General features: G+C 54.5%; 10 protein-coding genes and 5 tRNA genes. 1 reads left to right on the plus strand and 14 read right to left on the minus strand.

What is annotated here, in order from left to right:
• The 5 genes from P346_RS0121895 to P346_RS04785 all read right to left on the minus strand — a co-directional run.
• Positions 1 to 337 (minus strand): GTP-binding protein (locus P346_RS0121895; protein WP_019725119.1); only part of this gene is annotated, 337 nt, incomplete at its 3' end.
• Positions 338 to 455: 118 nt separating this feature from the next.
• Positions 456 to 531, minus strand: a tRNA-Thr gene (locus tag P346_RS04800).
• Positions 532 to 537: 6 nt separating this feature from the next.
• Positions 538 to 612, minus strand: a tRNA-Gly gene (locus tag P346_RS04795).
• A 117-nt stretch (positions 613 to 729) separates the two neighbouring features.
• Positions 730 to 814: transfer RNA gene (locus P346_RS04790), tRNA-Tyr, on the minus strand.
• Positions 815 to 822: 8 nt separating this feature from the next.
• A tRNA-Thr gene (locus tag P346_RS04785) sits at positions 823 to 898 on the minus strand.
• A gap of 317 nt (positions 899 to 1,215) precedes the next feature.
• Between P346_RS04785 and coaA the strand changes: the two genes are divergently transcribed.
• A complete protein-coding gene (coaA, locus tag P346_RS04780) occupies positions 1,216 to 2,166 on the plus strand; it encodes a type I pantothenate kinase (protein ID WP_032661777.1) in 951 nt (316 codons plus the stop codon).
• Positions 2,167 to 2,210: 44 nt separating this feature from the next.
• On the opposite strand, the gene dppF is transcribed toward coaA, so the two are convergent.
• From dppF to P346_RS0121900, 9 genes are all read right to left on the minus strand, one after another.
• Positions 2,211 to 3,224 (minus strand): dipeptide ABC transporter ATP-binding subunit DppF, encoded by a 1,014-nt coding sequence (gene dppF, locus P346_RS04775; protein ID WP_023309965.1) that lies wholly within the window; start codon positions 3,222 to 3,224, stop codon positions 2,211 to 2,213.
• Positions 3,221 to 4,204 (minus strand): dipeptide ABC transporter ATP-binding protein, encoded by a 984-nt coding sequence (gene dppD, locus P346_RS04770; RefSeq protein WP_008502772.1) that lies wholly within the window; start codon positions 4,202 to 4,204, stop codon positions 3,221 to 3,223. The genes dppF and dppD overlap by 4 nt, the downstream gene beginning before the upstream one ends.
• A gap of 10 nt (positions 4,205 to 4,214) precedes the next feature.
• A complete protein-coding gene (dppC, locus tag P346_RS04765; protein WP_029742039.1) occupies positions 4,215 to 5,117 on the minus strand; it encodes a dipeptide ABC transporter permease DppC in 903 nt (300 codons plus the stop codon).
• A 9-nt stretch (positions 5,118 to 5,126) separates the two neighbouring features.
• On the minus strand, positions 5,127 to 6,146 hold the full coding sequence (gene dppB, locus P346_RS04760) for a dipeptide ABC transporter permease DppB (RefSeq protein ID WP_023334097.1): 1,020 nt from the start codon (positions 6,144 to 6,146) through the stop codon (positions 5,127 to 5,129).
• Between the two features lie 161 nt (positions 6,147 to 6,307).
• Entirely contained in the window at positions 6,308 to 7,915 is a 1,608-nt protein-coding gene (gene dppA / locus P346_RS04755; RefSeq protein ID WP_032661780.1) for a dipeptide ABC transporter periplasmic-binding protein DppA, read from the minus strand.
• Positions 7,916 to 8,535: 620 nt separating this feature from the next.
• Positions 8,536 to 8,612 (minus strand) — tRNA-Pro (locus tag P346_RS04750).
• A gap of 91 nt (positions 8,613 to 8,703) precedes the next feature.
• The gene (eptB, locus tag P346_RS04745; protein WP_032661783.1) at positions 8,704 to 10,398 is read right to left on the minus strand and encodes a kdo(2)-lipid A phosphoethanolamine 7''-transferase; all 1,695 of its coding nucleotides are present in this window, start codon (positions 10,396 to 10,398) and stop codon (positions 8,704 to 8,706) included.
• Between the two features lie 239 nt (positions 10,399 to 10,637).
• Positions 10,638 to 11,840 (minus strand): L-lactate MFS transporter, encoded by a 1,203-nt coding sequence (locus P346_RS04740; RefSeq protein ID WP_032661784.1) that lies wholly within the window; start codon positions 11,838 to 11,840, stop codon positions 10,638 to 10,640.
• Between the two features lie 238 nt (positions 11,841 to 12,078).
• Positions 12,079 to 12,777, minus strand: coding sequence for an autotransporter domain-containing protein (locus P346_RS0121900; RefSeq protein ID WP_032661787.1), 699 nt, complete (start codon positions 12,775 to 12,777; stop codon positions 12,079 to 12,081).
• Positions 12,778 to 12,849: the final 72 nt, after the last annotated feature.

Consider the following 12,849-nt stretch of genomic DNA (forward strand, 5'->3'; position numbering starts at 1 on the left):
TTGGGCCGTCAGTCGCAGCAACAACCAGGATCGCGCCGTCCATCTGCGCAGCACCGGTGATCATGTTTTTAACATAGTCGGCGTGGCCTGGGCAGTCTACGTGTGCGTAGTGGCGAGTCGGGGTGTCGTACTCAACGTGAGAGGTGTTGATGGTGATACCACGAGCTTTTTCTTCTGGTGCGTTATCGATCTGGTCGAATGCGCGAGCAGAACCACCGTAGGTTTTTGCCAGAACGGTAGTGATTGCAGCGGTCAGCGTTGTTTTACCATGGTCAACGTGGCCGATAGTACCGACGTTAACGTGCGGTTTTGTACGTTCAAACTTTTCTTTAGACATCGATTGTCCCTCTAAGACACGGATAAATCGGTGATATCACCACATCAACCAGGCGAAATGCCTGAATTGTTGAATACAGTAAAATTGAAACAGAGAGAAACGGGAAGGAGAAGTGAAGTGGTGCTGATACCCAGAGTCGAACTGGGGACCTCACCCTTACCAAGGGTGCGCTCTACCAACTGAGCCATATCAGCACGTATTGGAGCGGGCAGCGGGAATCGAACCCGCATCATCAGCTTGGAAGGCTGAGGTAATAGCCATTATACGATGCCCGCATCCTGAAACTCGGCTACCCAGTTCTTTCTGTAACAAAAAAAGAGATTTCTCTCTTTTTCAGTTTGAGCTGGCTAATTTTTCCAACCAGCTCCGGCGGCATTTACGCTGCCAGAAAGTGGTGGTGGGGGAAGGATTCGAACCTTCGAAGTCTGTGACGGCAGATTTACAGTCTGCTCCCTTTGGCCGCTCGGGAACCCCACCGGACTTGATGGTGCCGACTACCGGAATCGAACTGGTGACCTACTGATTACAAGTCAGTTGCTCTACCTACTGAGCTAAGTCGGCATCAAGTAGCGCGCATTCTATGGATACCTGCGCGGTCATGCAACTAAAAATTTGCATAAAACGTTCTTTCGCTCACATTTTATGCGAAGAGCGTATCGGACGCTGTAAAAGTAGTCATTTAAGGTCAAATATTCAACATATCAGCGTGATTTGCACCGTATTCACCGTAGCGTGACGGCTTCCGCGTTACGCAGCGCTTTCCATCTTTTTTCTTATTATTCCCGTCATCTGGTGTTAACCTCCTGCCCATTGTCCAAAATTAACTGTGTGATGAGCCATGATCCGGCAGTGTGATGCTGGCTCACTGAAGCATGCTTATGAGCAAAAAAGAGCAAACGTTAATGACGCCTTATCTTCACTTTAACCGCAGCCAGTGGGCTGCCCTGCGTGATTCCGTCCCTATGACGCTGACGGAAGGTGAAATCGCACGGTTAAAAGGGATAAACGAAGATCTGTCCCTGGAAGAGGTGGCAGAAATTTATCTCCCCCTCTCTCGCTTGCTTAACTTCTATATCAGCTCGAACCTGCGTCGTCAGGCCGTGCTGGAGCAGTTTCTCGGGACGAACGGTCAACGCATTCCTTATATCATTAGTATCGCAGGCAGCGTGGCCGTGGGTAAAAGTACCACCGCGCGCGTCCTGCAGGCGCTGTTGAGCCGCTGGCCTGAACACCGCAGCGTGGAGCTGATTACTACCGACGGCTTCCTGCACCCGAACGAGGTGTTAAAAGAACGTGGGCTAATGAAGAAGAAGGGCTTCCCGCTCTCTTATGATATGCACCGTCTGGTGAAATTTGTCTCTGACCTGAAATCCGGCGTGCCGCACGTCACCGCGCCAGTCTATTCGCACCTGATCTACGATCGCATCCCGGGTGGGGATAAAACCGTGGTCCAGCCGGACATTCTGATTCTGGAAGGCCTGAACGTGCTGCAGAGCGGGATGGACTATCCTCACGACCCGCATCACGTATTCGTCTCGGATTTCGTCGATTTCTCTATTTATGTCGATGCGCCGGAAGACCTGCTGCAAAACTGGTACATCAACCGCTTCCTGAAGTTCCGCGAAGGGGCGTTCACTGACCCGGATTCCTATTTCCACCACTATGCTCAGCTTTCTGAAGAAGAAGCGATCAGCGTGGCCACGGGGCTGTGGAACGAGATCAACTACGTCAACCTCAAAGAGAATATCCTGCCGACGCGCGAGCGCGCGAGCCTGATCCTCACCAAGAGCGAGAAGCACGCCGTCGACCAGATTCGCCTGCGGAAATAACAACGCAGACATAAAAAAAACCGGCTTAGCGCCGGTTTTTTTTATTATGCCTGTGGCTTCTCGCCATTTTCATCCTGATCGACCGCGAAGCAGGCAACCAGCTGGCCGCCATAATCCTTCAGCTGCGGCTGGAGCTGGGTGCACGGGCCAAAGCGGCGACTGCAGCGGGCGTTGAATGCGCATCCCGGAGGTGGATTCAGCGGACTTGGCAGTTCACCCGTCAGCTTAATACGCTCACGACGATCGTCCGGGTTCAGACGCGGCGTCGCAGACAGCAGCGCCTGGGTATATGGGTGACGAGGGTTATTAAAGATCTGGTCTTTAGTCCCCTTCTCCACGCAGCGCCCCAGGTACATCACCATCACTTCATCGGCAATATGCTCCACCACCGACAGGTCGTGGGAGATAAACACGTAAGAGAGCCCCAGCTCCTGCTGGAGATCCATCATCAGGTTCAGCACCTGCGCACGCACGGATACGTCGAGCGCGGAGACCGGCTCATCGGCAATCACCACGTCCGGATCGAGCATCAGCCCGCGGGCGATCGCAATACGCTGACGCTGGCCGCCGGAGAACATGTGCGGATAGCGATCGTAATGCTCGGTTTTGAGGCCGACCTTCGCCATCATCGCCAGCGCTTTTTCACGGCGCTGCTCTTTGCTCAGATTACTGTTGATCAGCAGCGGCTCTTCCAGAATCTGCCCGACTTTTTTACGCGGGTTCAAAGAACCATAAGGGTTCTGGAACACAATCTGGATTTTCTGGCGGCGCAGCTTCTGCGCCTGCGGATCGTGCTTGAGCAGATCCTGCCCCTGATAGTAGAGTTCCCCGCCGGTCGGCACTTCAATCATCGTCAGCAGACGGCCCAGCGTGGATTTGCCGCAGCCTGACTCCCCTACCACCGCCAGCGTTTTACCGCGTTCGAGGTTAAAAGAGACGCCGTCCAGCGCTTTCACCAGGCGTTCAGGGGCAAACAGCCCCTTCTTTACCGGGTAGTATTTTTTCAGGTCGATGGCCTGCAACAGCGGTTGTTGCGTGGTGGCCTGTTGCGTACTCATAGTGTTGGCCTCCCGGCATCATCGAGTGGGTAGTGGCATTTCGACTGACGGCCGTCAGCAAGCTGGTTCAGCTCAGGCTCTTCTGCCCGGCATTTGTCCGTCGCATACGGACAGCGCGGATTGAGCAGACAGCCCTGCGGACGGTCATATTTACCCGGTACCACACCCGGCAGCGACGCCAGACGCGCTTTGTCCTGGGCAAACTCCGGCAGCGCGCGTAAAAGCGCCTGGGTATACGGGTGACGCGGCGCGCGGAAAATATCGTGTGAATTTCCGGTCTCGACCACCTGACCGGCATACATCACGATGATTTTGTGCGCGGCTTCGGCCACCAGCGCCAGATCGTGCGTAATCAGCACCAGCGCCATATTCTCTTTCTGCTGCAGCTCCAGCAGCAGTTCGATGATTTGCGCCTGAATGGTCACATCCAGCGCCGTCGTCGGTTCATCCGCGATCAGCAGTTTTGGTCGACAGGCAATCGCCATCGCGATCATCACGCGCTGGCTCATCCCACCGGAGAGCTGGTGCGGATAAACGTCCAGGCGCGATGCCGGGTCAGGGATACCCACCTGGTTCAGCAGGTCGATCGCCCGCTGACGACGGGTTTTCTTATTCCCGCCCTGATGCACCTTAATCGCTTCCATAATCTGGAAACCAACGGTGTAGCAAGGGTTCAGGCTGGTCATGGGATCCTGGAAAATCATCGCCACTTCGGCGCCCACCAGCTGGCGGCGCTGTTTTTCAGAAATGCGCTTCAGGTCCTGACCGTTGAACTGCAGGTTTTCCGCCATCACGCGGCCCGGGTAATCAATCAGCCCCATGATCGCCAGCGAGCTCACTGACTTACCGGAACCGGACTCCCCGACAATGCCAACCACTTCGCCCTGATTTACGCTGTAGCTGATGCGGTCCACGGCGCGAAACGGGGTGCCTTCGTCGCCGAAGTGCACCGATAATTTATCTACATTTAATAACGCCATCTCGTGCCTCTTACTGCTTCAGTTTGGGATCAAGCGCATCACGCAGACCATCACCCATCAGGTTAAATGCCAGCACCGTCAGCAGGATTGCCAGACCCGGGAAGGTGACAACCCACCAGGCGCTTTGTGCGAACTGCAACACGTCGGAGAGCATGGTGCCCCACTCCGGTGTTGGCGGCTGCGCACCCATGCCCAGGAAGCCAAGAGCGGCCATATCAAGAATGGCGTTAGAGAAACCGAGCGACGCCTGAACAATCAGCGGCGCAAGGCAGTTAGGGAAGATATTAACGAACATCTGGCGCATCGCACCGGCACCCGCCACGCGAGAAGCGGTGACGTAATCGCGGTTCACTTCCACCAGCACCGCCGCACGGGTTAAACGTACGTAGTGAGGGAGCGCCACGAAGGTCAACGCCAGCGCGGCGTTCCCAATCGACGGGCCGAAGATCGCCACCAGCACCAGCGCCAGCAGCAGGCTTGGCAGCGCCAGCATGATGTCGACGATACGCATGATGATGTTATCAACGATACCGCCGAAGTAACCGGCAACCAGGCCGAGTACAACGCCCATGATCAGCGACAGCACAACAACGAGACAGCCGACCAGCAGCGACAGGCGCGCGCCGTACATCAGACGCGACAGCACGTCGCGGCCCACGTCATCGGTACCCAGCAGGTGCGTCAGGCTACCGCCGTCCTGCCACGCAGGCGGCGCGAGCAGCGCATCGCGGAACTGGTCCGCCGGGTTATACGGTGCGAGGAAGTTCGCAAACACCGCAATCAGGATCATGATTACGACATACACCAGCCCTACCACCGCGCCTTTATTGCGCTTGAAGTAGTGCCAGAATTCCTGCAGCGGCGTCATCGGAACCGGTGCAGCGACCACTTTATTTTGAGTGACTTGTGACATGATGGTCCCTTACTTCTTATGACGAATACGCGGGTTCACCACGCCGTACAGCAAATCGACCAGCAGGTTGACGAGGATAATCATCGTCGCGACCAGCAGTACACCGCCCTGCACAACCGGATAGTCACGGCGTTGCAGCGCGTCAATCAGCCAGCGTCCAAGGCCCGGCCAGGAGAAGATGGTTTCGGTCAGGATCGCCCCCGCCAGCAACGTCCCCACCTGGAGACCTATAACGGTCACCACCGGCAGCATGGCATTACGCAGCGCATGGACGATGATGACGCGCATACGCGTCAGGCCCTTGGCGCGCGCGGTGCGGATATAATCCTCACCCAGCACTTCCAGCATCGATGAACGGGTCATTCGCACGATCACCGCCAGAGGAATGGTGCCCAGCACCATGGCAGGCAGGATCATGTGCGCCACGGCATCAATGAAGTTGCCCTCTTCGCCCCAGATAGCCGTATCAATCAGCATAAAGCCGGTGAGCGGGTTGCTATCATCCAGGAAGACCATATCACTGACGCGCCCGGAGACCGGTGTCAGGTTAAGCTGCACCGATACCAGCATGATCAGCATCATGCCCCACCAGAAGATAGGCATGGAGTAGCCGGTCAGCGCCAGGCCCACGGCGGTATGGTCAAAAATAGAGCCACGCTTGACGGCAGCCAGTACCCCGACAGGAATACCCACCGCAGTGGCGAAAATCATGGCGCAGACGCCAAGCTCCAGCGTCGCTTTAAAGCGCGGCACGAACTCGTCCCACACCGGAAGACGGCTTTTCAGCGAAATCCCTAAATCACCGTGCAATACGCCCCAGATATAGTGGAGATACTGCTGCCACATCGGCTTATCGAGACCGAGTTCCGCCAGCAGCTGTGCATGGCGCTCAGGGGAAATACCACGCTCGCCCGCCATAATCATTACCGGGTCGCCGGGGATCATATGGACGAAGGCAAAAGTGAGAAGGGTGATACCGATAAACGTGGGGATAACAAGTCCCAGACGTCGGAGGATGAACTGCAACATAACCCGGATTCTCTCTGATGACGCACGACCAGTGGCGTGACGTCTGTATTGCTCACAAATGTAAATTCCCTCTCCCTGTGGGAGAGGGTTAGGGTGAGGGGATGCATGCACGACCCTCACCCCTGCCCTCTCCCACAGGGAGAGGGAGAACACCCTACTTATTATTCAACAGATACGTTTTCGAAGTGGTGTTTGCCCAGTGGATCAACCACGTAGCCCTTCACTTCTTTACGCACTGGCTCGTACACGGTGGAGTGAGCAACAATCAGCGCCGGAGCCTGATCGTGCATTACAACCTGAGCCTGCTTGTACAGTTCAATACGTTTGTTGTGATCGTCGGTCGCACGCGCCGGCTGGATCAGGTCTTCAAACGGCTTATAGCACCAGCGAGAGTAGTTAGAACCGTCTTTCGCCGCCGCGCAGCTGAACAGGGTGGCGAAGAAGTTGTCCGGATCCCCGTTGTCGCCGGTCCAGCCCATCATTACCGCCTGGTGCTCACCCGCTTTGGCGCGCTTCAGGTACTCGCCCCACTCGTAGGTCACAATCTTGGCCTGAACGCCAACCTTAGCCCAGTCAGCCTGAACCATTTCCGCCATACGGCGTGCGTTCGGGTTGTACGGACGCTGTACCGGCATCGCCCACAGCTCAACGGTAAAGCCTTTATCCTGGCCCGCTTCTTTCAGCAGCGCTTTCGCTTTCTCAGGATCGTAGGTGTAGTCTTTAACGTCGTCGTTATAGCCCCACATGGTTGGTGGGATCAGGTTTTTGGCAGCAACGCCTGCGCCCTGGTAAACCGCCTTGATAATCGCTTCTTTGTTCACCGCGTAGGTCAACGCCTGACGCACTTTCACGTCATCAAACGGTTTCTTCTCGGTGTTGAAGGAGAGATAGCCCACGTTCAGGCCAGCCTGCTCCAGCAGGTTGATGTTCTTGTCCTGCTTCATGCGGGCGATATCAGCCGGGTTCGGGTACGGCATAACCTGACATTCGTTTTTCTGCAGTTTTGCATAACGCACTGACGCATCAGGCGTGATGGAGAAGACCAGACGGTCGATCTTCGGCTTGGTACCCCAGAAGCCTTCAAAGGCTTTGTACAGGATGCGGGAGTCTTTCTGGTACTGCAGCAGCTGGAATGGACCGGTACCGATTGGGTTCAGGTCAACTTTTTCCGGCGTACCGGCTTTCAGCATGTTGTCCGCATACTCTTTGGACAGAATTGAGGCGAAGTCCATGGCCAGGTCAGCCAGGAATGGCGCTTCCGGACGCGTCAGCACGAACTGAACCGTTTTATCGTCCACTTTTTTCACTTCAGCAATCAGGTCAGGCAGACCCATCCCTTCGAAGTATTCATAGCTGCCGCCAGACACTTTGTGGTACGGGTTCTGAGCGTTTTTCTGACGGTCGAAGGAGAACACAACGTCGTCGGCGTTAAAGTCGCGCGTTGGTTTGAATTCTTTGCTGTCCTGCCACTTCACGCCCTGGCGCAGGTGGAAGGTATAGGTTTTACCGTCTTCGCTGACGTCCCACTTCTCGGCCAGACCCGGAATCACTTCCGTGGTACCGGTTTTGAATTCAACCAGACGGTTATAGATCGGTACAGAGCTTGCGTCGTAAGTCGTACCAGAGGTAAAGAGCTGTGGGTTAAAGCCTTCCGGCGAGCCTTCAGAACAGTAAACCAGGGTTTTTGCCTGTACGCTTGCTGCCACGGTCATAGCCACCAGGCTCAGACCAAGCTTCAGCATCCCTGACTTCTTCAAGGAAATACTCATTATTCTGCTCCAATGTGATGTTTTGCTTTGTTGTGTTACGCCGCCAGACCTTTATTTATTTTTTACCCGGTCCGGTCGGTGATGCCCGAAGGCTTTAAAGGGATGGAGAATCCTTTCAGAAGAGCGTTTGAGTTGCAGCGCAGATCGTCCCTGAAATGCCCCTCATGCCCTACAATCTGTCAACAGAATGTGAAAACGTCAATACAGGTGACGGGGATTTACGCTGAGTGTGAGAAACCGCAAACAAAGATTAAAAAAACTATGCATGCCCGTTTTCAGCAGGGAAATTTATGCTACTCGCTATCTTGCAGCACAACTCTCTTCATATTTCGCAACAATCAGTGATTAACTTTTATTCAGAATGGGTAAATTTTCTTGCAGAATGGTGATTATCTGAGCACTAAATACCGCGAACGTTAAAACGCACAGCGAAAAATGCTGAGGTTATCCATAAGCAACGCGAAAAAAGATCAATCTATATATAAAAAAATACAATGGATTATGTCACAAAATCGTTAACAGGCAGGAAGAAGCAGGCCTAAGGGGCGTTTTGGATACTCTGACGGGATAAGATCATAATGCAAAAAGGGCTAACCTTGCGGTTAGCCCTTTTCAGAATGTGGTCGGCGAGAGAGGATTCGAACCTCCGACCCACTGGTCCCAAACCAGTTGCGCTACCAAGCTGCGCTACTCGCCGAATGCGGAGCGCATCTTACTGCTGAGGTGCGCCCCCGTCAATCCCTTATTTTCAAAAAGCCATTCAACTGGCGATATTCTCGCCAGAGCAGCTACTGCGCGGCTTTTACGCTGTTATCAGGGAGTTTACACCAGTTGTTGTTTTCGTTAATCCCACCGTTCGGTGAGGTATAGCCGAGACAACCCATAATGGTGTCGTACAGCTCAACGTGGCGACGCGGCACCTTCATCTCCGCCTCTTTCTTCAGCTGAGCAAACATCTTCGCCTTCTCCGGATTTTCAAGATACTTATCCGACATCCACATGATCATCGGCACGCGGAACTGCTCCGGCGGTGCCAGCTTGCGCGGCGTGCCGTGCAGGTGCTCTTTCTCGTTGATGGATTCACCGTGGTCTGCTGCATAAATCACAATCGCTTTTTTATCGCGCAGCTGGTCAATGACCCGGCTCAGGAAGGTATCCACGTACAGCACCGAGTTGTCGTAGGCGTTGATCAGCTCCTGCTTGCTGCAGTCTTTATTAATGCCCACGCACTCAGGCTGCCACTTCGCGAAATCACGCGTGTAGCGCTGGTAATAGCTGTAATGCGACCCTTTGGTATGCAGAATAACCAGATGCTTGCCCTGCGGATGGTTCTTGAGGGACTGCGACATCTCTTCCAGCAGCAGCATGTCGTCGACGTTTTTACCGCGGTTACGCGGCTCGGCGCCAATCTGCTCACGGTACGCAATGTTATCTGCCAGCGTGTTGGTGTAGAACCACATCTCACTTTGCATAGCAAACAGGTCAGAGCTAAACCCAAGCTGCTTCAGCACGGCAAACACGTTCTGCTCTTTCAGCGTGCGCTGCGGGTTATCGCTTGCACCGCCTTCACGCACAAACATACAGCGCAGCGAGAGCTTGGTTGCGGTATCGCAGGAGTAGCCACGGTAGGCCACCAGGTTCTTTTCCTGCGCCAGCTTTGGCGTGGTGTCCCGGTTATAGCCGAGAATGCCCATATGATCCCAGCGCGTCGTTTCACCGATGACAAAGACGACGTACGTATCATCAATCCCGTCGGCTGGCGGCTGGTAGGTAAATTTTTTCAGTGGATTGATCAGAGACTTCACATCACTGGATTCATCTGCCTGCGCCCAGGCATACAGACCTAATGCTGAGAGCCAGTTAGACGGCAAATAGGAGTTTGCCACCACGCCGCCGTAGCTTGGCATATCCACGCCCGTCGCTTTTTCGACGCGTTTTTGCTGCGTTTCCATCAGGCGAATAGGCGCCCATACCAGCAAGCCTGCCAGCAGGACAACCACGATATTGCGGATCCGCTGTCCACGCGTGCGCAGCTGGCGTAGCAGCGTATAGCGGCACGTATTGTTCCAGATAAAGAACAACGGTATCAGACAGGTTAAAACCGTCCAGACGATAAAGCCTTTCCCTACCACCTCTTTCGAGAGATCGATATCCGTGGTCATCACCGAGGCAACAATACCGTACCCAATGACCACGTTCATAAAGGTCATGTAATAACTTGCGGCGGCGGAAATAATCACCACCAGAGAGGCCAAAATTTGCCAGGTACGTCGGCCAAAAAGGGAAAGCAGGCGTAAGAGGAAGAAGGTGGCGAGGACGGAGCCGAATACTTCAATTGCGGCAAAAATACTATTACTTACGGTAAGGTTTTCAAAATAACCTTCCACTCTTCTGAACAGTACCGCGCCATTCAGAAATAATCCGATATAGACAGCCAGCATCAGACACAATCTTTGCTGGGTAAGAGACCTAATGTATTTCATGCAAACAACCCTGGGGGAAGGGGTATAAAAACCCGACGAATCTCAAAGAGAAAGCGGACAGAGTAAGTAAATGCGTAAGGAAGCGTTATTAGAAACGTCTACAAGCGCGATAAGTAGACCACAGCGGGAGAGAAAAGTGGCAGCAGAGAGTGTGATCGGTGTAAATTTTTACAAAATATCGAGACGGAAAGCGTCTCGCATAAAGTAAAAAGAGGCCACAGGGGCCTCTTTCATAGAGCTTACGCGTGCGCTTCTTTGAATACTTCGCGCTGCGGCTGGCGAATCGTGGTCGAGAGCGCCAGCGAGATAATCAGCAGGGCAAATATCACACAGAAGGTCACGTAGAACCCGCCGAACAGGGAGGCAATCAGCGAGCCGCAGATACTGCCGATCCCGAAGCCAAGATAGATAACGCCGTAGTTTTTCGCCAGATTGTTCAGGCCAAAGAACTCGCTCACCAGTGAGGGGAAGACGGTAATAGTGCCGCCGAAGTTAAAGGCCACGCAGGCAATCGCCGCAAAGAAGGTGGCTTCATTCAGCGGAGCGAACAGCAGCGCCGCCATGCCGACCAGCGAAACCACCTGCCCAATCGTAATCACACGGATGCGGGCAATTTTGTCGGACAGAATGCCGAGCACCAGACGACCGGAGAGGTTGGCTATGGAGATGACCGTCACCGCATTCGCCGCCGTAGCCGCATCCAGCTTCACCATCCCCTGCGCGATATCCTTCGCCACACCGATGACATACAGTCCGCTCATGCAGGCCGTCAGGAACATCACCGCCAGCATCCAGTACTGCGGCTTACGCATGGACTGCGCGAGGGTGAAGTCGTTCTCCACTACGCCGTTAACGGATTTGACCTCCTGCTGCGGCGCATCGGCCATCAGCGTGGCGCCGAACAGAATCATCACCAGCACGATAGCGCCCCAGATCATAAAGGTGTTTTCGAGGCCAACGGACGCCAGCAGATGGGAGTCGATAAATTTGAACCCGAGGCTGCCCAGGCCATAGGAGCCGATGGCGAACGCGGAGATTAAGCCTTTACGCTCCGGGAACCACTTCACGCAGTTCGACAGGGTCAGCAGGTAACCTGCGCCATCGGCCAGACCCACCAGCACGCCGGCGCTCAGCCACAGCATCATCAGGTTGCTGGAATGCGCCGTCAGGAAAAAGCCCAGACCCAGCAGAATGCCGGACGCCATGGTCACACGCTTCACGCCAAAACGCTCCTGCAGCTTGCCCGCGACGGAAGACGAAATCGCCAGACCCAGGCTCAGCAGACCAAAGGAGAACGCGACCTGGCTGACCGGCGCGCCGAGTTTGTCGGAAAGCGCGCTGTTAAACAGGCTCCAGGTATAGACCGACCCCAGCGCAAACTGGGTGACGATGGTGCCAAAGAGCGTAAGCCAGCGCGTGCGGTTATAAGTTGATGTGTTCATGGCAGTTGTCCTGCAAGAGAAATTAAGGAAGTTCGCTGAGGACAACGATAAACAAAACCTTAATACGCCTGGGGGAAAACGGCATGAAATGCAGGCGGAACGGAATGAAATGCCTGGAATCGGGAATGAATGGCCTGGCCCGGGAATAAAGCGACGGCGTGTTAGTACCTGCTATCGCTGTAAAGCCCGTGGTTGTTGTATTCGAGATGTTATCGTAACGTTTAAAAAAGTAACAACTCTAGAAATTTGCGCTAACGCCGAGGGTGTATAAAAACTCCTCACCGGTGGTGGTGTGCTCCCCCTGAGCCAGCGACGCATAGGCCGCGACGTGAGTATTAAAAGGAATATCCGTTCCCACGGTGACGTCCATCCAGCTACCGTTTTGGGCAGGAGCTGGCGTTTGCGGCATGCCAAACTGCGATTTCCACTGGTTTTCACCAAACTGCTGGTTATAGCTGATCTGCGCCCAGGGACGGAGATCGCCGTACTGGGTATTCACGCGCCACCCCAGCGTGCTGATGCTGGCATGCCAGAGCGGGTCGGTGAGTGCCTGCGTCGACGCGCTATCACCAAACTCGTTGATCATCATGGGAGCCGTGCCGTCGTAACGCCACGCCACTACCGGACCGGTGGTGACACGCGCTGAAACCGGAAAATTCCAGCCCACGCTCATCGCCCCCTCCGTCGCGCTGCCAGACGGTATATTCAGGGCAAGACCCGGCGCGTTTTGCGAAGACTGAATACGCTCAGCAAGAATATCCTCATAACGCGGTTGGTGATCCGCGTCCCATGTATAGCGTTCCGCCGTATTATTTTGGGCGTCTGAAACGATATATTCCTGTTGCCAGGCAGACGCTGTATTACAAAAGAACAGGCAGGCTGAAATTCCCACCAGGCCAGAAGCAGCATGGCGACCACTGATTTTTTTTATCATCATCAACGCGACCCCAGAGAGAGCCGAATTCGGCGATATTTGTCGTTATTCAGGAAGAGCTTATAGCCCTGTATT

It is taken from the genome of Enterobacter sp. DC1 (genome assembly GCF_000568075.1).
In the GTDB taxonomy this organism is placed as follows: domain Bacteria; phylum Pseudomonadota; class Gammaproteobacteria; order Enterobacterales; family Enterobacteriaceae; genus Enterobacter; species Enterobacter asburiae.

Bases quoted from the DNA above. Each gene is read 5' to 3' on its own strand.
- dppC (WP_029742039.1), bottom strand. From the start codon at position 5,117: ATGTCACAAGTCACTCAAAATAAAGTGGTCGCTGCACCGGTTCCGATG.
- P346_RS0121900 (WP_032661787.1), bottom strand. From the start codon at position 12,777: ATGATGATAAAAAAAATCAGTGGTCGCCATGCTGCTTCTGGCCTGGTG.
- coaA (WP_032661777.1), top strand. From the start codon at position 1,216: ATGAGCAAAAAAGAGCAAACGTTAATGACGCCTTATCTTCACTTTAAC.
- P346_RS04740 (WP_032661784.1), bottom strand. From the start codon at position 11,840: ATGAACACATCAACTTATAACCGCACGCGCTGGCTTACGCTCTTTGGC.
- dppD (WP_008502772.1), bottom strand. From the start codon at position 4,204: ATGGCGTTATTAAATGTAGATAAATTATCGGTGCACTTCGGCGACGAA.
- dppB (WP_023334097.1), bottom strand. From the start codon at position 6,146: ATGTTGCAGTTCATCCTCCGACGTCTGGGACTTGTTATCCCCACGTTT.
- dppA (WP_032661780.1), bottom strand. From the start codon at position 7,915: ATGAGTATTTCCTTGAAGAAGTCAGGGATGCTGAAGCTTGGTCTGAGC.
- eptB (WP_032661783.1), bottom strand. From the start codon at position 10,398: ATGAAATACATTAGGTCTCTTACCCAGCAAAGATTGTGTCTGATGCTG.
- dppF (WP_023309965.1), bottom strand. From the start codon at position 3,224: ATGAGTACGCAACAGGCCACCACGCAACAACCGCTGTTGCAGGCCATC.